General features: G+C 61.1%; 17 protein-coding genes. 9 read left to right on the forward strand and 8 right to left on the reverse strand.

Annotated elements, in window-relative coordinates; translation table 11 throughout:
- Positions 1-5: 5 nt before the first annotated feature.
- The 5 genes from TRM7557_RS16915 (at position 6) to TRM7557_RS20190 (ending at position 5,036) form a co-directional block, all read left to right on the forward strand.
- Positions 6-830 carry an ABC transporter ATP-binding protein gene (locus TRM7557_RS16915; protein ID WP_058291391.1) on the forward strand — a complete coding sequence of 275 codons (825 nt, stop codon included), beginning with the start codon at positions 6-8 and terminating at the stop codon, positions 828-830.
- Between the two features lie 94 nt (positions 831-924).
- Positions 925-1,842, forward strand: a complete 918-nt coding sequence (locus TRM7557_RS16920; RefSeq protein WP_058291392.1) for an ABC transporter permease — start codon at positions 925-927, stop codon at positions 1,840-1,842.
- Between the two features lie 136 nt (positions 1,843-1,978).
- Complete coding sequence (locus TRM7557_RS16925) at positions 1,979-2,821, forward strand: ABC transporter permease (protein ID WP_058291393.1); 843 nt, start codon at positions 1,979-1,981, stop codon at positions 2,819-2,821.
- A gap of 204 nt (positions 2,822-3,025) precedes the next feature.
- The gene (locus TRM7557_RS16930) at positions 3,026-4,012 is read left to right on the forward strand and encodes an ABC transporter substrate-binding protein (RefSeq protein ID WP_058291394.1); all 987 of its coding nucleotides are present in this window, start codon (positions 3,026-3,028) and stop codon (positions 4,010-4,012) included.
- Positions 4,013-4,289: 277 nt separating this feature from the next.
- On the forward strand, positions 4,290-5,036 hold the full coding sequence (locus TRM7557_RS20190; protein ID WP_207382671.1) for an ATP-binding protein: 747 nt from the start codon (positions 4,290-4,292) through the stop codon (positions 5,034-5,036).
- A gap of 10 nt (positions 5,037-5,046) precedes the next feature.
- Here the strand turns inward: TRM7557_RS20190 and TRM7557_RS16940 are convergent, their stop codons facing one another.
- The 5 genes from TRM7557_RS16940 to TRM7557_RS16960 form a co-directional block, all read right to left on the reverse strand.
- On the reverse strand, positions 5,047-6,198 hold the full coding sequence (locus TRM7557_RS16940) for an MFS transporter (protein ID WP_058291395.1): 1,152 nt from the start codon (positions 6,196-6,198) through the stop codon (positions 5,047-5,049).
- Positions 6,199-6,276: 78 nt separating this feature from the next.
- Entirely contained in the window at positions 6,277-8,235 is a 1,959-nt protein-coding gene (gene acs / locus TRM7557_RS16945) for an acetate--CoA ligase (RefSeq protein WP_058291396.1), read from the reverse strand.
- A gap of 124 nt (positions 8,236-8,359) precedes the next feature.
- Complete coding sequence (locus TRM7557_RS16950; protein ID WP_058291397.1) at positions 8,360-9,244, reverse strand: MBL fold metallo-hydrolase; 885 nt, start codon at positions 9,242-9,244, stop codon at positions 8,360-8,362.
- 91 nt (positions 9,245-9,335) lie between these two features.
- Entirely contained in the window at positions 9,336-10,490 is a 1,155-nt protein-coding gene (gene nagA, locus TRM7557_RS16955) for an N-acetylglucosamine-6-phosphate deacetylase (protein ID WP_058291398.1), read from the reverse strand.
- Complete coding sequence (locus TRM7557_RS16960) at positions 10,487-11,368, reverse strand: glucosamine kinase nucleotide-binding domain-containing protein (protein WP_058291399.1); 882 nt, start codon at positions 11,366-11,368, stop codon at positions 10,487-10,489. The genes nagA and TRM7557_RS16960 overlap by 4 nt, the downstream gene beginning before the upstream one ends.
- 174 nt (positions 11,369-11,542) lie before the next feature.
- On the opposite strand from TRM7557_RS16960, the gene TRM7557_RS16965 reads away from it, so the two are divergent.
- The 4 genes from TRM7557_RS16965 to TRM7557_RS16980 all read left to right on the forward strand — a co-directional run bounded on the left by TRM7557_RS16965 (position 11,543) and on the right by TRM7557_RS16980 (position 16,229).
- Positions 11,543-13,318 carry a DEAD/DEAH box helicase gene (locus tag TRM7557_RS16965; protein WP_058291400.1) on the forward strand — a complete coding sequence of 592 codons (1,776 nt, stop codon included), beginning with the start codon at positions 11,543-11,545 and terminating at the stop codon, positions 13,316-13,318.
- A gap of 196 nt (positions 13,319-13,514) precedes the next feature.
- Positions 13,515-14,252: a hypothetical protein gene (locus tag TRM7557_RS16970; RefSeq protein ID WP_058291401.1), complete on the forward strand. Its 738-nt coding sequence runs from the start codon at positions 13,515-13,517 to the stop codon at positions 14,250-14,252.
- A 197-nt stretch (positions 14,253-14,449) separates the two neighbouring features.
- A complete protein-coding gene (gene dusA, locus TRM7557_RS16975; protein ID WP_074941816.1) occupies positions 14,450-15,442 on the forward strand; it encodes a tRNA dihydrouridine(20/20a) synthase DusA in 993 nt (330 codons plus the stop codon).
- On the forward strand, positions 15,432-16,229 hold the full coding sequence (locus TRM7557_RS16980) for a hypothetical protein (protein ID WP_235811504.1): 798 nt from the start codon (positions 15,432-15,434) through the stop codon (positions 16,227-16,229). The genes dusA and TRM7557_RS16980 overlap by 11 nt, the downstream gene beginning before the upstream one ends.
- 157 nt (positions 16,230-16,386) lie before the next feature.
- On the opposite strand, the gene TRM7557_RS16985 is transcribed toward TRM7557_RS16980, so the two are convergent.
- Genes TRM7557_RS16985 through ccmI form a run of 3 tightly spaced genes read right to left on the reverse strand, consistent with a single transcriptional unit; the run spans position 16,387 to position 18,342 of the window.
- A complete protein-coding gene (locus TRM7557_RS16985) occupies positions 16,387-16,620 on the reverse strand; it encodes a DUF1289 domain-containing protein (protein ID WP_058291403.1) in 234 nt (77 codons plus the stop codon).
- A 4-nt stretch (positions 16,621-16,624) separates the two neighbouring features.
- The gene (gene ruvX / locus TRM7557_RS16990; RefSeq protein ID WP_058291404.1) at positions 16,625-17,098 is read right to left on the reverse strand and encodes a Holliday junction resolvase RuvX; all 474 of its coding nucleotides are present in this window, start codon (positions 17,096-17,098) and stop codon (positions 16,625-16,627) included.
- Complete coding sequence (ccmI, locus tag TRM7557_RS16995) at positions 17,095-18,342, reverse strand: c-type cytochrome biogenesis protein CcmI (RefSeq protein WP_058291405.1); 1,248 nt, start codon at positions 18,340-18,342, stop codon at positions 17,095-17,097. Before ccmI ends, ruvX begins: the two co-directional genes overlap by 4 nt.
- Between the last annotated feature and the right edge of the window lie 120 nt (positions 18,343-18,462).

The following is an 18,462-nucleotide window of genomic DNA, read 5'->3' on the forward strand; positions in this document are numbered from 1 at the left end:
GACATATGCTGAGCCAGGCGGAAATCGAAGGGTTCGGCGATGCCCAACCCGTTCCCAGCCAAACTGTGATTGAGGCCCGCGACCTGAACCTCGTGTTCGGGTCCGGGGAGACCGCAGTGCAGGCGCTGAAGGATGTGAACCTCACCATCAATAAGGGTGATTTTGTCTCCTTCATTGGCCCATCGGGCTGCGGTAAAACCACGTTCCTGCGCTGTATTGCAGCGCTGGAACAGCCCACCGGCGGCAGTCTGACAGTGAATGGCATGTCCCCGGAAGAGGCGCGAAAAGCGCGCGCCTATGGCTATGTGTTCCAGCATGCGGGGCTGTACCCGTGGCGCACGATTGCCAAGAACATCAAGCTACCTCTTGAGATTATGGGATACTCCAAAGCGGAGCAGGAGAGCCGCGTTGAGGAGGTGCTGAAGCTGGTGGAGCTGGAGGGCTTTGGCGGCAAATTCCCCTGGCAGCTATCGGGCGGTATGCAGCAGCGGGCGTCGATTGCGCGCGCGCTGGGGTTTGATGCCGATATTCTGCTGATGGATGAACCCTTTGGAGCGCTGGATGAAATTGTGCGCGACCATCTGAACGAGCAGCTTTTGCAGCTTTGGGCGCGGACCGATAAGACCATTGGCTTTGTCACCCACTCGATCCCCGAGGCGGTGTATCTGTCGACCAAGATTGTGGTCATGTCGCCGCGTCCGGGCCGCATTCACGAGATCATCGACAGCCCGCTGCCAAAAGAGCGCCCCCTGGATATTCGCGACAGTGCAGAGTTCATTGAGGTCTCGCATCGCGTGCGCGAAGGGCTGCGGGCGGGGCATGCAGAATGAAGAAGCAAGGGCCTAAAAACTGGGGGGTGATATGCGTGCACCCCCTGTACCCCCCCTGTGCACCTGTCGTGTGCCATGATGAGGGGGCGAAGACATGAAAACTTTCTTCGCTGTTCTCACTGTCGTCGCGGGGATCATTGGTGTTTGGTACCTCGCTTGTGTGCCGATGAACATTAAGGGCGTTTTGGATGCTGCGGAACGGGAAGGCGAGCAGGTGACGCCTGCCACCGCCAAGGAACGCCGCGATGCCTCGGCCCTTGGGCTGGTTGCGAACAATAGATTTGCGATGACCCGCGTGTGGTCCGTGGACCGCCCGCGCTTGCCCGCGCCGCATCAGGTGGCGGTGGAGCTGTGGCAGACCACGGTTGAGAAGAAGGTCACCTCCAAACGCAGCCTGATCTATCACGGCAAGGTGACACTGACTGCGACGCTTCTGGGCTTTGGCATCGGCACGCTGGCGGGGATCCTGCTGGCGGTTGGGATCGTGCATTCCAAGGTGATGGATATGTCTGTCATGCCCTGGGCCATTGTCAGCCAGACCATCCCGATCATTGCGCTCGCGCCGATGATTATTGTGGTGCTCTATTCCATTGGCGTGCAGGGCTTGCTGCCCAAGGCGATTATTGCGGCTTATCTGAGTTTCTTCCCGGTGGTTGTTGGTATGGTGAAAGGGTTGCGCAGTCCGGATCACATGCAGCTGGACCTGTTGAAGACCTATAACGCCTCCACGAACCATGGGTTCTGGAAGCTGCGGTTGCCATCGTCGCTGCCGTATCTGTTTGCATCGCTCAAGATCGGCATTGCTGCATCTCTGGTGGGGGCGATTGTTGGTGAGCTGCCTACGGGTGCTGTGGCTGGCCTTGGGGCGCGTCTGTTGGCGGGCAGCTATTATGGGCAGACCGTTCAGATCTGGTCGGCGCTGTTTGCGGCGGCGATTTTGGCGGCGGCACTGGTGGCGCTGTTGGGACTGATGGAGCGGGCGCTGCTGGCCCGGATGGGGGTGCGGTCATGACCCGTTTCAAAAAGGCGGGCGCTGCCCACGTGATGGGATTAGGGGGCGCTGCCCGCAAGACGGGATTAGGGGGCTCTGCCCCCGGCGCTGCGCGCCTCCCCCGGGATATTTGTAAAAAGATGAAAGGGGCCCTGTGATGCTTTTGGTTGTTCTGGCGCTTTTGGTCTGGATCGCGGCCTGGTGGTTGAATGCGCGGCTTGCCAATGGGGCGCAGGCCGGGACGCGGGCGGTGCAGCTTTTGGTGCCTGCGATCTTTGGTGGGACGCTGCTGATTGTCTGGGAGCTTTTGGTGCGTGGTCTTGGGGTGCCGTTGGTGATCCTTCCGGCGCCCAGCGTGATCGCAGAGCGTTTCGCCGGGTCGATCCCGATTCTTTGGGCGGATTTCTCGCAGACGATCCTGAAGGGAGCGCTGGGGGGCTATATTATCGGCTGTGGTGCGGCGTTTGTGATGGCCATTTTGGTTGATCGCAGCGATTTCCTGCGCCGGGGTCTGTTGCCGGTCGGGAATTTTGTGGCGGCCCTGCCGATTGTCGGCACCGCGCCCATTCTGGTGATGTGGTTTGGCTTTGACTGGCAGTCCAAAGCAGCTGTGGTTGTCGTGATGGTGTTTTTCCCGATGCTGGTGAACACCGTTGCGGGCCTGCGCGAAACCGATCAGATGCAGCGTGACCTGATGGCCACCTATGCCGCCAGCTACTGGCAGTCGCTTTTCAAGCTGCGCCTGCCTGCGGCCCTGCCGTTTATCTTTAACGGTCTGAAAATTTCCACCACGCTGGCGCTGATCGGTGCCATTGTCGCAGAGTTCTTTGGCTCTCCCACGGTGGGGATGGGCTTTCGGATTTCGACCTCGGTTGGGCAGCTTGCGCTGGATATGGTCTGGGCCGAGATCGTGGTTGCGGCCCTTGCCGGGTCAGCCTTCTACGGGCTGATGGCGGGGCTGGAGAAGGTTTTGACCTTCTGGCACCCCTCACAAAGGTAGCCCCATAAGATAACCCCTTCCGCCCATGCGGGAGGGGTTTTGTTTTGGCGTCTATGATACTGAAAAGAGGGTAAAAATACCCCGTGAATAAATGCCCAAAACTTTCGCACAGCGGCTGAAATCGTCTTGGCTTATTGTGAAATAACTTTGCCTTGGCCGTTCTGTCGCGCAAAATTTGACCATAAGGACAATAGGGAGTCTGATATGAAACACGTGCTCACAGCCGCCGCCATGGCACTGATGGGAACTTCTGCCGCATATGCCGCGGATGAGGTCAAACTGCAGCTGAAATGGGTCACTCAGGCCCAGTTCGCGGGCTACTATGTGGCGCTCGACAAGGGGTTTTACAGCGAGGAAGATCTGGATGTGACCATCCTGCCGGGTGGCCCCGACATCGCGCCGACCCAGGTGATCGCAGGTGGTGGTGCTGACGTCACCGTGGAATGGATGCCTGCCGCGCTGGCCGCCCGTGAAAAGGGTCTGCCGCTGGTGAACATTGCGCAGCCATTCAAATCCTCTGGCATGATGCTGACCTGCTGGAAAGACACCGGCATTGCGGCACCCGCGGATCTGGCCGACCGTACGCTGGGCGTTTGGTTCTTTGGTAATGAGTTCCCCTTCATGAGCTGGATGAGCCAGCTGGGCATTTCCACCGAGGGAAAATCCGCCTCTGGTGTTGAGGTTCTGAAGCAGGGCTTTAATGTCGATCCGCTGTTGCAGCGTCAGGCCGATTGTATTTCGACCATGACCTACAATGAGTACTGGCAGGTGATTGACGCGGGCGTTGGTGCGGACGAACTGGTGACCTTCAAATATGAGGATCAGGGCGTCGCGACGCTGGAAGATGGTCTTTATGTGCTGGAAGACAAACTGTCGGACCCCGAATTCGCTGGTAAGATGGAGCGTTTTGTGCGCGCCTCTATGAAGGGTTGGAAATACGCTGAAGAGAACCCGGATGAAGCGGCTGAGATCGTTCTGGACAATGATGCCTCTGGTGCGCAGACCGAAGTGCACCAGAAGCGCATGATGGGTGAAATCGCAAAACTGACTGCGGGTTCGAACGGCGCGCTGGATGTTGCCGATTACGAACGCACGGTCGCAACCCTGATGGGGGGCGGCTCTGATCCTGTGATCACCAAAGCACCCGAAGGCGCCTGGACCCACGCGATCACCGATGCGGCGCTGAAGTAAGGCGTCATACCGGTCGTTGGCAGAAAGTCAGCGCGAAAGTTTCGAAAAAACGAAAGAACCCCGCCGAATTTTCGGCGGGGTTCGTGTATTCTGGCGGCCGGGGTAAGAGTTCTTTAAGTCCATTGGGGTGTCATGAGGTTGCGGCAGATAGGGTGTGATCTGCCTGTAGTGAGTAGGGGTTCCGGTGCTTAAACCAACGGAACAGTTATGCTTTTGCGCTCTTTCCCGTGACGCTGGCGGCGGTGGGAGGGGGCGTAAACGCATTGGCGCATCCGTGATGTCCATCCAATCTGTGCCGGAGGAAGACGGGGCTGATGATGTGCGCGTTGCCGTAAAAGATGACGACGACAGCGGGCAAAGTTCACGGTTTTCTAAGCAGGATAAAGGCCGGGCGTCCCCTTTGGATCCGCTGTGCCTCAGGGCGCGTTTGCAGCGGGATCTGAGCGCAGAAGAGCAGGTTCTGGTGTTGCTGGATCAGGGCGCAAGTGACGGGTCCTTGATGCCGGCTGAGGCGGGGCAGATGCCAGTGGGGATCACGTGGGTCACAGTGTGTCAGGCGGACTGCCTGACCGCAGAGGATCTGTGTGTGGCGCTGAAATCGGGGTTTGACCGGGTTTATCTTCAGCTCAGCGCGGATGTGACGCGGTTGGCCGGGCAATTGCAACGGGTGGAGGCGGCGGCCCTGCGGCTGGGACCGGGGCAGGTGGTGTCCTTGTTCCATTCGGTCGAAGGGCTGCTTGCGGGCTGGGCGGAACACGGCACGCGTGGTCCTGTGGTAGATGCCGCGCCGGTGCCTGCCAAGGCCATGCGCCCGGCTGAACTTGCGATTTCTGGCGCGGACTGCACGTATTGCGGCCAATGCGCCTGGGTCTGTCCAACCGGGGCGCTGTTCCATGGGGATGGCCTTCTGAGTGTGGAAGACGCTGCCTGCATTGCTTGCGGCGTCTGTGTTGCCACATGCCCGTCGCGCGCGCTGTCTCTCGTCCGCAGGGACAGCGAAGGCGCTCCTGAAAATACCGAATAGTCACGCAGGCTCAGCGGGGTTTTCGCCCCACCCCAAGCACGGCCAGCGCCACCAGCGCCGCCACAGAGGCGATGCGGACCACAGCCTGAAAATCAAAGGCCTGCGCGACGCTGCCCACCACAGGTCCGGCCAGCACGCCGCTGACCATTATTGCATTCCAATACAGCGCGGTGGCGCGGGCGGGGCGATCCTCAGAAAAGGATTGCACATAGCTGATCCCGAGGCTGGCGTAGAACCCATAGTAGAGCCCCTCTAGCGCCGCCCCAAAGAGCATCTGTGGAAAGTTCTGCACCTGGGCCAGAATCTGAATGGTGATCACGGCCAGCAGCGTGGTGGCCAGAAGCGCCCGGCGAATGCCAAAGCGGGCAATGATCCACGGGGTTGAGAAGATGGCGATCACCTCCACAAAGGTTTTCATGCTGAAAGCCAGACCCGGCGCGTAACCCGGCAGCCCGACCTCCTGCACATAAAACAGCGGCAGCGCAGAGAAGGTGATGGAATGGGCAAAGGACAGGCAGAACACAAAGGCCGCCGCGCGCCACAGATCGTGATTGAGCGCGGCGCCACCCTGATCGCGGGGCGCTGTGGATTTCGGCACGGCGGCAATGTCGCGCGGCAGGGTCATCCACCACAGCGCAGCCCAGAGCGTTGCAATAAGCAGGGCCACCAGAAACACCGCCTGCAGGCTGATCTGATCAGCGATCAGGAAGGTCACCGCCGGGCCAACCATCCATGCGGTCGACGTGGTGGCGCGCATATGCGCGTTGAAACGGCTGCGCGCGATGTCCAGCCGCTCTGCCAGAATGCCGCCAAGGCTGAACATGGTCGAGGTGGCGCTGGAGCCCAGACCAAAGCCAACCACGCCGACGCTCAGCGCGGTCCAGAGTGCTGGCGACAGCCACAGACAGGCAACCGCACATAAGAACCCTACAATCGCACAGCCAACCAGGGGAAAGGCCACAGCCCCTGCATCAATGCGGGTGGCAAACTGGCGGTTGACCAAGAGGGTCAGCCCGACCGCCAGCAGAGAATACACGCTGATGATCCAAGGCGCATAGCCCAGCCCCTCGACCAGAAAGAACGCCATGAAGGGGACAATCATGGCGCTGCACAGCGTGCCGCAGAACAGCAGCAGAAGGAAGGAAAACCGATTGAAGGGCATGGTTTGAAAGGGGCTTTAAGATATTGATGAAAAAAGAAAAGGCCCGCCGGGTGGCGGGCCTTGGAGGGGGGTGGAGGCTTAGCCCTTGGTGGCGCGGTTGGCGATCAGGTCGTCCACCACGCTGGGATCTGCAAGCGTTGAGGTGTCGCCAAGGCTGCCATAGTCGTTCTCGGCGATCTTGCGCAGAATGCGGCGCATGATTTTGCCAGACCGGGTTTTGGGAAGGCCGGGGGCCCATTGGATCACATCGGGGCTGGCAATCGGGCCGATTTCAGTACGGACCCAGGTGCGCAGCTCTTTCAGAAGCTCGTCCGAGGGTTCGCGGTCGTTCATCAGCGTGACATAGCAATAGATGCCCTGACCCTTGATCTCGTGCGGGTAGCCGACCACGGCGGCTTCGGCCACGGCGGCATGGGCGACCAGCGCGCTTTCAACTTCGGCGGTGCCCATGCGGTGACCGGAGACGTTGATCACGTCGTCGACGCGGCCCGTGATCCAGTAATCACCATCTGCGTCGCGGCGGCAGCCGTCCCCGGTGAAGTAATAGCCTTTGTAGTCCGAGAAATAGGTCTTCTCGAAGCGTTCGTGATCGCCCCAGACGGTGCGCATCTGGCCGGGCCAGCTGCTTTTGATACACAGGACACCTTCGACGCCATTGCCGGTGATCTCTTCGCCCGATTGCGGGTCCAGAACCACAGGCTCCACCCCGAAGAAGGGTTTCATCGCAGCACCCGGTTTGGTGGCATGCGCGCCCGGCAGCGGGGTCATCAGATGGCCGCCGGTTTCGGTCTGCCACCAGGTGTCGATGATCGGGCAGCGACCTTTGCCGACCACATCATTGTACCAGTTCCAGGCCTCGGGGTTGATGGGTTCACCCACGGTGCCCAGCAGGCGCAGGTCCGACAGGTCGTATTTTTCGACAAATTCGGTGCCCTGACCCATCAGCGCGCGGATCGCGGTCGGCGCGGTGTAGAACTGGTTCACCTTGTGCTTTTCGCAGACCGCCCAGAACCGCCCCGCATCGGGGTAGGTGGGGGTGCCCTCAAACATCAGCGTGGTCGCACCATTGGCCAGCGGCCCATAGACGATATAGCTGTGGCCCGTAACCCAGCCCACATCCGCCGTACACCAGTAGATGTCGCCTTCGTGGTAATCAAAGCTGATCTCATGGGTCAGCGCCGCATAGGTCAGGTAACCGCCGGTGGAATGCACGACGCCTTTGGGCTGACCCGTCGAGCCCGAGGTATAGAGGATAAACAGCGGATCCTCGGCGTTCATCTCGGCCGGTTTGCAGTAGTCGTTGGCTTCCAGCACCATCTCATTGTAGTCGAAGTCGCGGTCCTCGATCCAAGAGATCTGGCCCTTGGTGCGGCGCACCACCAGACATTTCACCGTGTCCTTGCAGTGCAGCAGGGCGGCATCCGCATTGGATTTCAGCGGGGTTACACGACCGCCACGCGGCGCCTCATCAGCGGTGATCAGCACCTTGGCGTCACAGCCGTTCACACGGGCTGCCAGCGCGTCGGGGGAAAAGCCCGCAAACACGATAGAGTGGATCGCACCAATGCGCGCGCAGGCCAGCATGGCATAAGCCGCTTCGGGGATCATCGGCAGATAGATCACCACCCGGTCGCCTTTGCGCACGCCCAGCGTTTCCAGCACGTTCGCCATACGGCAAGTGCGGCGGTGCAGCTCGCTATAGGTGATGTGCTGCGCAGGCTCGTCGGGGTTGTCGGGTTCCCAGATGATCGCGGTCTGGTCACCGCGGGTTTCCAGATGTCGGTCAATACAGTTCGACGAGACGTTCAAAACACCGTCTTCAAACCATTTGATTGACACCTGACCAAAGCTGAAATCGCTGTTTTTGACCTTGGTGAAGGGTTTGATCCAATCGAGCCGTTCCCCCGCGCGGGCCCAGAAGCCCTCCGGGTCATTGATCGACTCTGCGTACATGCTGTCATATTTCGCCGCGTTCACATGGGCGTTGGCAACCATTTCCTCGGACGGCGGGTAGACCTTGCTCGTTGGCTCGGACATGGGGCTCCTCCTCTTATGTCTCTCCTTGCGTCAATCCCCGCATGGCAAGGGGCGGATGTCAAACGGTTTTCGCCTGAAAATCAGCGGTAAAACCAGTTTGGCACGAGATGGCAGAAGACTGGCATTAGAGGCGATTGATCGGCAGTTTTAGAACCGGCGCGCCACTGTCGTCGCGGGGCAGTTCGCCTGCACGCATATTGACCTGCAGCGCAGGCAGGATCAGCCGTGGCATGGCCAGCTGGGCATCGCGTTCGGTGCGGAATTTCACGAAATCGTCCCGCGTCTTGCCGCCGCCCACGTGGATATTGTTCGCCCTTTCTTCTGCCACGGTGGTTTCCCACTGAATGTCGCGGCCACCGGGGGCATAATCGTGGCACATGAACAGCCGCATGGCGTCGGGCAGGGCGAGGATCTTTTGGATCGAGTCATAAAGTTCACCCGCATCGCCCCCAGGAAAATCTGCCCGCGCCGAGCCCCCATCGGGCATGAACAGCGTATCCCCCACAAAGGCCGCATTGCCCATGACATGAACCATGCAGGCAGGTGTATGACCGGGGGTGGCCATGGCAAAACAGGTCATCTCACCGACCAGATAGGTGTCGCCATCTTCAAACAGCGCGTCAAACTGGCTGCCGTCGCGCTGGAATTCGGTGCCTTCATTGAAGATTTTGCCAAAGGTGTGCTGCACCTCCATGATCTTTGCGCCAATGCCAATTCGGCCACCGAGCTGGTCCTGAAGATAGGGCGCCGCACTCAGATGGTCGGCGTGCACATGGCTTTCGATAATCCATTCAAGCCGCAGTCCACGGTCTGTGATGCGCTGAATGATCTGATCCGCATGGGTGTGGGTGATCCGCCCCGCCGCGAGATCAATATCCATGACACTGTCCAGCACCGCACAGGCCTCCGAGGCGGGGTCTTTGATCAGATAGGTGATTGTATTGCTGTCGCCATCAAAGAAGCCCTCCACCTCGGGCGTGCAGTCAAGAGAGACAGGATAGTCAGACATCTGCGGCTCCTCATGCGGAACGGGGATTTGCGGCGCAGTCTGCGGTGCTGGTTCCGTTTGCGCAAGAGGGTGGGGGAGGTTGTTCTGAAAATTAGCGATTACTCGGAACGTTGTTTCCTTGTCCCTCGAGCGGATAAAAACAATCGAACTGCGGCGACAGTTTTAGGAAGTTCGTGACAGGTCGGCCAAGCAGGGATTGTTTGCGCCCAATCAGCGCCAAAGGCCCGGTGGTCGCGGCCCGCAAGGCGCGCTGGGCGGGCAGGCCAACCTGATCGATCAGAACGTGCACGGCGCGCAGCATATCCAGATCGGCCCCAGCTAAGGTGCCGTCCTCCAGGGTCAGGCGCCCATCGCCGCGCAGCACCTTGCGGCCATTGAGCATAAACTCCCCGGCATCAGAACCAGCAACGGCCATGGCATCACTGACCAGAAAAACCTCGCCCTCAGCACGGCCCTTGGCGGCAAAGGCCAGCTGCATCATCTGGGGGTGCACATGCACCCCATCTGCGATCAGCCCAGCCCACAGCCCGTCAATCCCAAGGGCTGCGCCCACCACACCGGGTTCGCGCCCCCTCATCTGGCTTTGGGCATTGAACAAATGGGTCACACAGCGCGCGCCAGCCTGCTGATAGGCCTGACAGGTGGCAAAATCGGTGTCTGTATGGCCAAGGCTCACCAGAACACCCGCCTGCGCCAGAACGCGCACCTGTTCGGGGGTGACATTTTCGGGCGCGATGGTGACCTTCAGCAGCGGCAGATTGCGCGCGGCCTGCAGCAGAAGCTGAAGATCGCGGTCTTCCATAGGGCGGATAAAGTCGCCTTTATGAGCCCCCTTGCGGGCAAGCGACAGATGCGGGCCTTCCAGATGCAGGCCAATCACACCGGGCGCGCCTGCGGCAATGGCGGCTTTGACCGCTTGGATGGCGGCCTGTGTGACCTCAAAGGTGTCGGTGATCAGCGTCGGCAGAAGCGCGCGGGTGCCAAGGCGCCAATGGGCCGTGGCGATCCGCGCAACGGTTTCAGATGTTGGGGCATCGTTCAGCAGCACGCCGCCGCCGCCATTGACCTGCAGATCGGTAAAGCCGGGGCACAGGATCACATCCCCGCAGTCCTCGACAGTCTGACCGTTCGCTATGTCTGACGCGGGCAGGATGGCGTCCAGCCCCTCCGTGCCAAAGATCAAGGCGTGGTCTGTCAGCAGCTCTGTCCCGTCAAAGACTTTGGCGGCGCGGAATATACCGGTCATGGACACAGCTCCTCGGCCCAGCGGCGCGCCAGCAGGATCGCGCCCTCAAGCGGGGCGGCTTTGGCGGGCCGTAGTGCGGCCTGCATGGGCGTTGGCAGGAAAGCCCCCAGATGCGAGGCAAGACCACCGGTGGGGCAGATCGCCTCTCCCTGCCAACCCAGCGTGGTTAGCGTGTCGGCAAAATAGCTGGCGGCGCGGGTCAGGATGTCCTGCGTCTGCGGATCTGCGCTGTGCTCCAGCAGCAAAGGCGCAAGCGCGGCAATGTCACCCGGCGTGGCCTCCGAAGCAAACGTGATCGCCCCGGACGCGCCCCCGAACCGGTCCAGAACAGACTGCCCCAACGTGGAGGCGGGCCAGAGCCCATCAGACAGCGCCAGCCCTGCCCGCAGAATTTCGCGGCCCACCCAATGAGCAGAACCCTCATCGCCCAGTTTCGGACCCCAGCCACCCACACAGTGCAATGCGTTGCCCCGGCGCAGCGCCACAAAAGAGCCGGTGCCTGCGTGCATCACCGCCCCATCGTCCAGACCCAGCGCGCCGGTTACAGCGGCGGCGCGGTCTTCCTCGACGCGGGCATGGTCCAAAGGCAAGGCGGCGGCAAAGCGCTGGGCCTGATCTGCGTCGCAAATCCCAGCAAGCCCGAAATAGGCGGGCAGGGGGCGCAGATCTTCCTGTGGCATCCCGGCCTGAGAGGCCAGCTGCGCCAGTCCCTCGCGGCAGGTCGCAAGCGCGCCGTCAAAATCCGACGTCGCATTGGCCGCGCCCAGTTCGACCCGCAGATCCAGACCCTCGCCCACCAGGGCCATACGACAGCGACTTCCACCGCCGTCTACGGCGATCACTTTGGTCTTGCCAACCGGTTTGATGTTTTCTTCCATACCCCTAGCGATGCACCAGAACCCGGCCCCGTGCAATGGGATTTGGGCCAGGCCTGAAAGCGTTTTTTGCACGTTCCGCGCAAGAAGAGGCTGGCGGTTCGTCGGTGTATCTGGGACATGCAGAGGCAGCGCTTCACATAGGGGGCGCAGGATGAACAACAACGAAGCAGTGTCATGTCTCAGGCCCAGGAAACCATCGCCCCGTTCTTAGAGGCGCATGTCAAACGCTGTCAGCAGGTGCTGCTGGGGGACCTCAGCCTTGCCTCGGTGGTCCGTGATCTACGGCAGGCCGTGGCCGGGCAAGACGACGCCCGTGCGCGCACGGATCTGCTGCGGGCGCTTGCCAGCAAAGAACGCAAGCCCTTCAAACGGGCCGCGATGCGCGCCATTGACCGTATCCTGCCCGCAGGTGGCGACGGGACGCCGGCCGCGCAACTGGCCACCAATGCCTCGTTGCGGAATTTTGTCTCTGTTGTCACCCCAAACATTCGCCTGCGCGCCCGTGCCGGGGCGGGGAAGTCGACGGCGATCGTGATCAAATGTGATTTCCTGATCCGTGAACTGGGGATCGCACCAGAGAGCATTCAGGTTCTGACCTTCAATAAGAAAGCCGCCGAAGACCTGTCGGCCAAGATGGTCGACGCGCTGGGCCCCGATCTTGGCAAACGTGTGGGGGTCAATACCTTTCACAGTCTCGCCTTTCACGTGCTGCGCCGCGCGCCTGAAACCGCGCAGGCCACCCTGAACTTCAAAGCGGACGATGCCGAACTCAGCGCCGATGGCCATGCAGAGGCTTCATTGATGTTTCGTGCGCAGAAGGCTGCGACCCGCGACCATGATATCCGCATGTACAAACAGCGTTTTGAAGGGACACGCCATGCCTATATGGCCGAACGCGATGATTTTGAGGACAGCCTGCGCAGTCTGACGCTGAATGCTGCATCGCTGCTGCGGGCGCGCCGGGGCACGCCCGGTGGTCTGCGCCGCACCCCTGTCACCGCGCATCTGGCCCGAGTGGTCGATGACTACGAGGCGCGTCTGGAAAAGGCCCGCAGTCTTGATGGCCAAACAGGTCTGCGCAAAGCAGCCGAGATCCTGTCGGGGGACCAGCCACTGGACGGGTTCCGGCGGCTCAGCGGCACGCTGCGCTATCTGTTTGTGGATGAATATCAGGATTTCTCGGCTGCGTTCGAGGCTTTGGTGCAAGGCGTGATGGCCCGCAATCCCAACTGCGTGCTGAATGCGGTCGGGGATGACTGGCAGTCGATCAATGGTTTCATGGGGGCCGCGCCGGTGTTTTTCGAAACCTTCCGCAAACGCTACCCGGCCTCTCTGCATCTGCCGCTGCAGGTGAACTGGCGCTGCGGCAAGCGCATTGTCGCGCTGGGCAATGCGGTGATGGAGGCCACCGCGGCGGAAGAAGCCGTGGCCGGGCTGCCGCATGAGGGCAAGATCCGGGTCAAGGTGGGCCGGATTGTCGTGCACAAATACAACAAAGCGGCCTGGCACGAGGACGCGCGTGATTTTCTCGAGGCGCAGCTTGTCAGAATGGCCGGGCTTGCCTGGGACGACGACGCACGCGCTGGGCGCGAAGCCGGGTCGATGGTTCTCTTGGCGGGCAAACGCAAACCCTTCGGGCGCGATCTTCTGGCCTATGCCGCCCATATTGAAGACGCGCATGGTATTCGGGTCGCCACCAGCACCTGCCACAGCGCCAAGGGGCTGCAATGGGATCATGTCATCCTGCTGGATGGGATCACCACCGAATACCCGGCCGCTCATCCTGCGGACCCCATTCAACGGGACCTGATCAGCAAAGCCGAAAAAGAAGCCGAAAGTCACCGGCTGTTGTATGTGGCAGTGACACGGGCAAAGCAGTCGCTGACCCTTTTGGCACCGACAGAGCTGCACGCGCGGCTGACGCCTGCGGTTGCGCTGGCCAAGGTCTGAAACCAAGCCGATACTTGCGGATTTTTCCGCCGCCGTTAACCAAATGAAATCCTTCGGTGTGCACAGTCTCTGCCACCGATTGCGCCGCTATTTTGCGCCACGGTCGGTGGTCTGTTTTTGCGTGCGATTTTTTTTAAAACACTCTGACCCTGTGCTGCGGGTTTGGGCAGGATTAAGACGACTAAGGAACGATTTGATGCGCACAGTTTTCCCCACATTGCTTGCGATTTTGGCCCTGGCTCCGACCCTCCTCTGGGCGGACAGCGGTGTGCGGCGTCCCTCCCTTGCGGGGATAGCGCTGGGCATGTCCTACGAGGAGGCCCGTACCGTTCTGATCGCCCGCGACATGAAACCCGCCCGTTCGTCCGCAGGGGGATTTGAGGATCGTGTCAAAGGCCTGCGGGCAAAGACCCATTCGGCCCGCGCCAAGGGGGTGCAGGGGGATCTGATCCCCGTGGCCGTGACCTTTCCTTTTACGTCCAAAGCTTCCGGCGCGCTTGAGGTCACCTTTGTCACCGATGACAGTGGCTGGTTCGTCGGCGCGGTCACCACGCGCCGCCGTTATGGCACATCCTACCCCGAAGCCTTTGAAACCATCCAAAACCTGAAAGAGGCTTTCGGGTTTCGCAAATCCAGTTGCACCAGCCGGGGGCAGTTTGGGTTTCACAGCAATGTCTGGAACCGCAAGGTGGTGAGAATGCGCAACACCAAAACCTGCCTGAAGGGGCTGGATTTTGACCAGATGTCAGACTGGAAGACCTTCTTTCAAGAAGTCGGCGGGGCCTACAATATGGATCATGGGGTGACGTTGAAACTGTCCAACAGCGGCGCGGCGCCGCTGGGGTACGTTGACAGGATCGAGACTCGTCTGGTCGACTACACCCGCAGCATAAAAGCCATTGAGACCAAACTTGAAATCGGTGCGGGCACCTAGGCCAACTGCGACATTGCTCGCAGTCAAGGGTGTGATGTGTGCTGCGTCGGAACAGACGCGCAGCCGCCGATGGATATGCGCCCCTTTGCCCGCTTGGTACGGAGCTTGCGTCAAAAACCCTTGAATGTCTCTTGAAATACAGGGAAAACGCCGCAAATCCCGAAACTGCGCTGTCTGGTCGATATGGAGCTCCCGCGTTGAATAGTTTTGTAGAAAAAGCGGCGCGGCTGTCTGTGGCTCCGATGATGGACTGGACCGACCGTCATTGTCGGATGTTCCATCGTCTGCTGAGCCGCGAAACGCTGCTTTATACGGAAATGGTCACGGCCCCCGCTTTGGTGCGGGGCGGTGCGTTGCATCTGCTGGAGTTTTCCGCGCCTGAACACCCGATTGCGCTGCAGCTGGGCGGCTCTGACCCCGTGGAACTGGCAGCGGCGGCCAAGCTGGGGGCCGCGGCGGGCTATGATGAGATCAACCTCAACTGCGGCTGCCCCAGCGACCGGGTGCAATCTGGCGCCTTTGGCGCGGTCCTGATGCAAAGCCCCGACGTTGTTGCCGACTGTATGGCCGCAATGGCAGAGGCCGTAGAGGTTGAGGTCACTGTGAAATGCCGCATTGGTGTGGACGATCAGGACCCTGAAACGGTGTTGCCGGACTTTCTTGAAAAAATCCGTGCAGCTGGCGTCAAACGCGTGACCATTCACGCGCGCAAAGCCTGGCTGCAGGGGCTCAGCCCGAAAGAGAACCGCGATATCCCGCCGCTGGACTATGATCTGGTCCACCGCATGAAAGCGGCGTTTCCGGACATGCATGTGTCGATCAATGGCGGCATTGCCACCCTGGCCGAAGCCAAAGCGCAGCTGGACGCGGGGTTGGACGGGGTGATGGTTGGGCGCGCCGCCTATCACCAACCCAGCGATATCCTCTGTGCCGCCGACCCCGTGATCTTTGGCTCGGGCGCGGTAACGGACCCGTTTGACGCGGTGCGGGCGATGCTGCCTTATATCGAAGATGAAATGACCAAAGGCGCGCGTCTGCATCAGATCACCCGCCATATGCTGGGTGCATTCGCGGGCCGTCCGGGCGCGCGGCACTGGCGACGTCACCTCTCCGAAGGCGCGCCCCGCGCAGGTGTCGGCCCCGAACTGGTGGAAGAGGCGCTGGCCTTGGTCGAAGCGCGTGCAGCCTGAGACCCTGCTGCAGACGCGCGGCTGGGTGCGGTTCGATCACGACGCGGCGACCCATGCATGGGCCGATCATGCGCGCTGCGCCGGGCGGCTGGCGCTTAATGATCCGGCACATGCCGAATGGCACCAATGCGAAGGCACCTGGTTTGTCGGTGTCGATGCTTTGGCTACAAATGCCGCCGGACAACTGTCAGACGGCCCTGCGCTCGCCGGGCCCGCGATTGACTTTCTGCGTCAGGTCTATGGTCCGATCCCGCCTCTGCATCCCGCGCAGCTTTCGGTGATGTTCCCGGGCTACCCACGTCCCAAAGGGGACGAAAGCGATGTGGCCTTTGGCTACCGCCTGCGCCGGGACGCGGCGCATGTGGATGGGGTCAAGATGTTCGGCGAAAACCGTCGCCGCCGGGTCGAAGAACCCCACGCCTGGGTTCTGGGGCTGCCGCTGAACGTCTCCTCGCCCGACGCCAGCCCGCTGGTGATCTGGGAGGGCAGCCACAAAATCATGCGCCGCGCCTTTCTGGACGCCTTCAAAGGTACAGCGCAGGCCCAATGGCATAAGGTTGATGTCACCGACATCTATTCCGCCGCCCGCCGCGAGGTGTTTGAAACCTGTCCACGCATCACCGTGCACGCCCAGCCGGGGGAGGCCTATGTGATGCACCGCCTGTGTCTGCACGGGGTTGCACCTTGGGCCGAAGGGGCCACCGCGCCCGACGGGGAAGGGCGCATGATCGCCTACTTCCGGCCTGAAGTCGCGGATTGGACGCAAAACTGGTTGCGCGATATCTGACAAAATCGGCACACGCGCGACACGCTGCAAGTCTTTACAGGCTCTTGCGCCGGGAACGATGTGCCATCAGTCAATCTATGGCTTGGGCCATTTGCGCGGTTCCCGGTTTCTTTTGGCCCCAAATACTCCCGCCGGAGGCTGCGGGCGCAAGCCCGCTTCAGCTGCGCTTCAACCGGGCAGACCGTCCGCCACGACGCCCTTTCGGGGCAGCGGAGCGGTTGGGCAGCTCTTCCATGATTGCGCGGCGTTCGTCGTGGCTCATCCGCGACCAGCTGCCGATTTCATCAATGGAACGCGCGCAGCCGGTGCACAGGCGTGTCTCTGGATGGATCACGCAGATCTTGATGCAGGGGCTTTCGATCTCTGCCCGTTTCCAGACCTCATCCGTCATGGTCTCAGCCCTCTCGCATATGGCGCAGCCGGTCCAGCGCACCTTGCAGGATATAAGAGGCCGCCACATGGTCAATCAATTCCGCACGTTTGGCGCGGGATGTATCGGCCTCCAGCAGCGCACGTTCGGCGGCCACGGTGGACAGGCGTTCATCCCAGAACCCAATCGGCAGGTCGGTCACGCGCGACAGGTTGCGGGCAAAGGCGCGGGTGGATTGGCAGCGCGGTCCTTCAGACCCATCCATATTGCGCGGCAGGCCCAGCACCAATCCGCCGACCTCGCGGGCTGTACAGATCTCAAGCAGGCGGGCGGAATCCAGGCCGAACTTCTTGCGGCGGATGGTCTCCTGCGGCGTCGCCACAGACAGCAGGCTGTCCGAGAGCGCCACACCAATGGTCTTTTCCCCAAAGTCGAGCCCGACCAGCGCCCGCATGGGCGGCAGGCTTGCGGCGTAGTCATCAAAGTCGTCGTGTATCATTCTGAAAGCCCTGCGGATTTTGCCGCTGCCGACAGCAGTGCCATAGCCTGTGTATCCTCGGCGAATTGGCCCTGCGCTTCTGTCAGGATTGCGGCAGCGCGGTCCTTTTCGCCTAGAACGCCCAAAGACGCAATGAGGCGCGCCCAGTCTTGCGCGGTGCCCCCTTCGGTCGCAAGGCGATCAGACAGCTGTTGCACCATGCCCTGGATCATGGCCATGCGGTCTTCGGGCGCCATGTCGGCGGCGGCTGCGACGTCCTCCTGAGAGGGGCCGGAGTTTGCAAAAGGGGCCGCGGCCGGCGCAGGCGGCGTGATCGGCGTGTAGTTCACCCCGGCAAGCGCTGCCATCTCGGGCATCTGCGCTTCAATCCGGCGGATCCACGGCGCACCGGCGGGGCCGTGTTTCAGGGTGTCAGCCCAGATGTTGAACCCCTGATCGGGGCGGCCGATCTGGCCCATCAGCAGCCCAAAGTAATAGCGCGCCATGCCATTGCTGCTTTCGGCAAACAGCACACGCCGGATCAGATCTTCAGCTTCGGGCGACACATAGCCACCAGCAGCGAGCACCATCAGCTCTGCCATCTGCATAAAGTCCTGCCCGTCCACATCGCCACCCTGCAGGTCAATATAGCGCTGCTTGGCTTCATAAGCGTCTTTGAAATTGCCAAGGTTCGCCTCGTGTTCGGACAGCAGCTGAAATCCGCGCGGATCTTCCGGGCGTTTTTCCATCGTCGTGCGCAGCTGCGCCACAAGGTTGAGGTAATCGGGATTGACCTGCGGCGTTGGCATTGGCGGCATGTCGGCTTCGGCCTCTTGCTGGCTGGGGCGGTCTGTTGCCCGCTCTTCTGCGGCGGCAATGCGCGCCTGCAGGGGCAGGTCGCCATATCCGGCTGATCCAAGATGGGCGTAAAGCGCAACAGAGCCTGCAACAATCGCCGCCGACATAATCACAACCGCCCCCCGGCTAAAGCTGCGGGGCTGGGCGTCACCGGTCGCCGCCGCCTTCATCTGTGCGTCGGCCGCCAAAATGCGACGGGCGATTTCGGTGCGCAGCCGTTCGCCATCCTCGGCACTGACCACACCGCGCGCCTGATCGCGGTCCACTTCGTCCAGCTGCGCGCGATAGACCCTCAGATCATAGGCTGCTGCCGGTTCAGCGTCAAATTGGCGATGGCGCAGCAGGGCCAGCCCCAGAAGGGCAGCAACGGCAAGGGCAACAAGGGCGGCCAAAATCCAGAAGGTCATAGGTTCTCCGATCGTTGCTTTCCATCTATAGGGCAGGGGGCGCGGAAAAAAGGGGCAAGTGGCCGCACCATTTCTAATCGCGTCCGGTGCAAGTGGTGTATTTTTTTAACACCAGATTCA

Source organism: Tritonibacter multivorans (assembly GCF_001458415.1).
GTDB lineage: Bacteria > Pseudomonadota > Alphaproteobacteria > Rhodobacterales > Rhodobacteraceae > Epibacterium > Epibacterium multivorans.

Coding starts and splice junctions, on each gene's coding strand:
- TRM7557_RS16915 (WP_058291391.1), top strand. CDS start 6: ATGCTGAGCCAGGCGGAAATCGAAGGGTTCGGCGATGCCCAACCCGTT.
- TRM7557_RS16920 (WP_058291392.1), top strand. CDS start 925: ATGAAAACTTTCTTCGCTGTTCTCACTGTCGTCGCGGGGATCATTGGT.
- TRM7557_RS16925 (WP_058291393.1), top strand. CDS start 1,979: ATGCTTTTGGTTGTTCTGGCGCTTTTGGTCTGGATCGCGGCCTGGTGG.
- TRM7557_RS16930 (WP_058291394.1), top strand. CDS start 3,026: ATGAAACACGTGCTCACAGCCGCCGCCATGGCACTGATGGGAACTTCT.
- TRM7557_RS20190 (WP_207382671.1), top strand. CDS start 4,290: ATGTCCATCCAATCTGTGCCGGAGGAAGACGGGGCTGATGATGTGCGC.
- TRM7557_RS16940 (WP_058291395.1), bottom strand. CDS start 6,198: ATGCCCTTCAATCGGTTTTCCTTCCTTCTGCTGCTGTTCTGCGGCACG.
- acs (WP_058291396.1), bottom strand. CDS start 8,235: ATGTCCGAGCCAACGAGCAAGGTCTACCCGCCGTCCGAGGAAATGGTT.
- TRM7557_RS16950 (WP_058291397.1), bottom strand. CDS start 9,244: ATGTCTGACTATCCTGTCTCTCTTGACTGCACGCCCGAGGTGGAGGGC.
- nagA (WP_058291398.1), bottom strand. CDS start 10,490: ATGACCGGTATATTCCGCGCCGCCAAAGTCTTTGACGGGACAGAGCTG.
- TRM7557_RS16960 (WP_058291399.1), bottom strand. CDS start 11,368: ATGGAAGAAAACATCAAACCGGTTGGCAAGACCAAAGTGATCGCCGTA.
- TRM7557_RS16965 (WP_058291400.1), top strand. CDS start 11,543: ATGTCTCAGGCCCAGGAAACCATCGCCCCGTTCTTAGAGGCGCATGTC.
- TRM7557_RS16970 (WP_058291401.1), top strand. CDS start 13,515: ATGCGCACAGTTTTCCCCACATTGCTTGCGATTTTGGCCCTGGCTCCG.
- TRM7557_RS16985 (WP_058291403.1), bottom strand. CDS start 16,620: ATGACGGATGAGGTCTGGAAACGGGCAGAGATCGAAAGCCCCTGCATC.
- ruvX (WP_058291404.1), bottom strand. CDS start 17,098: ATGATACACGACGACTTTGATGACTACGCCGCAAGCCTGCCGCCCATG.
- ccmI (WP_058291405.1), bottom strand. CDS start 18,342: ATGACCTTCTGGATTTTGGCCGCCCTTGTTGCCCTTGCCGTTGCTGCC.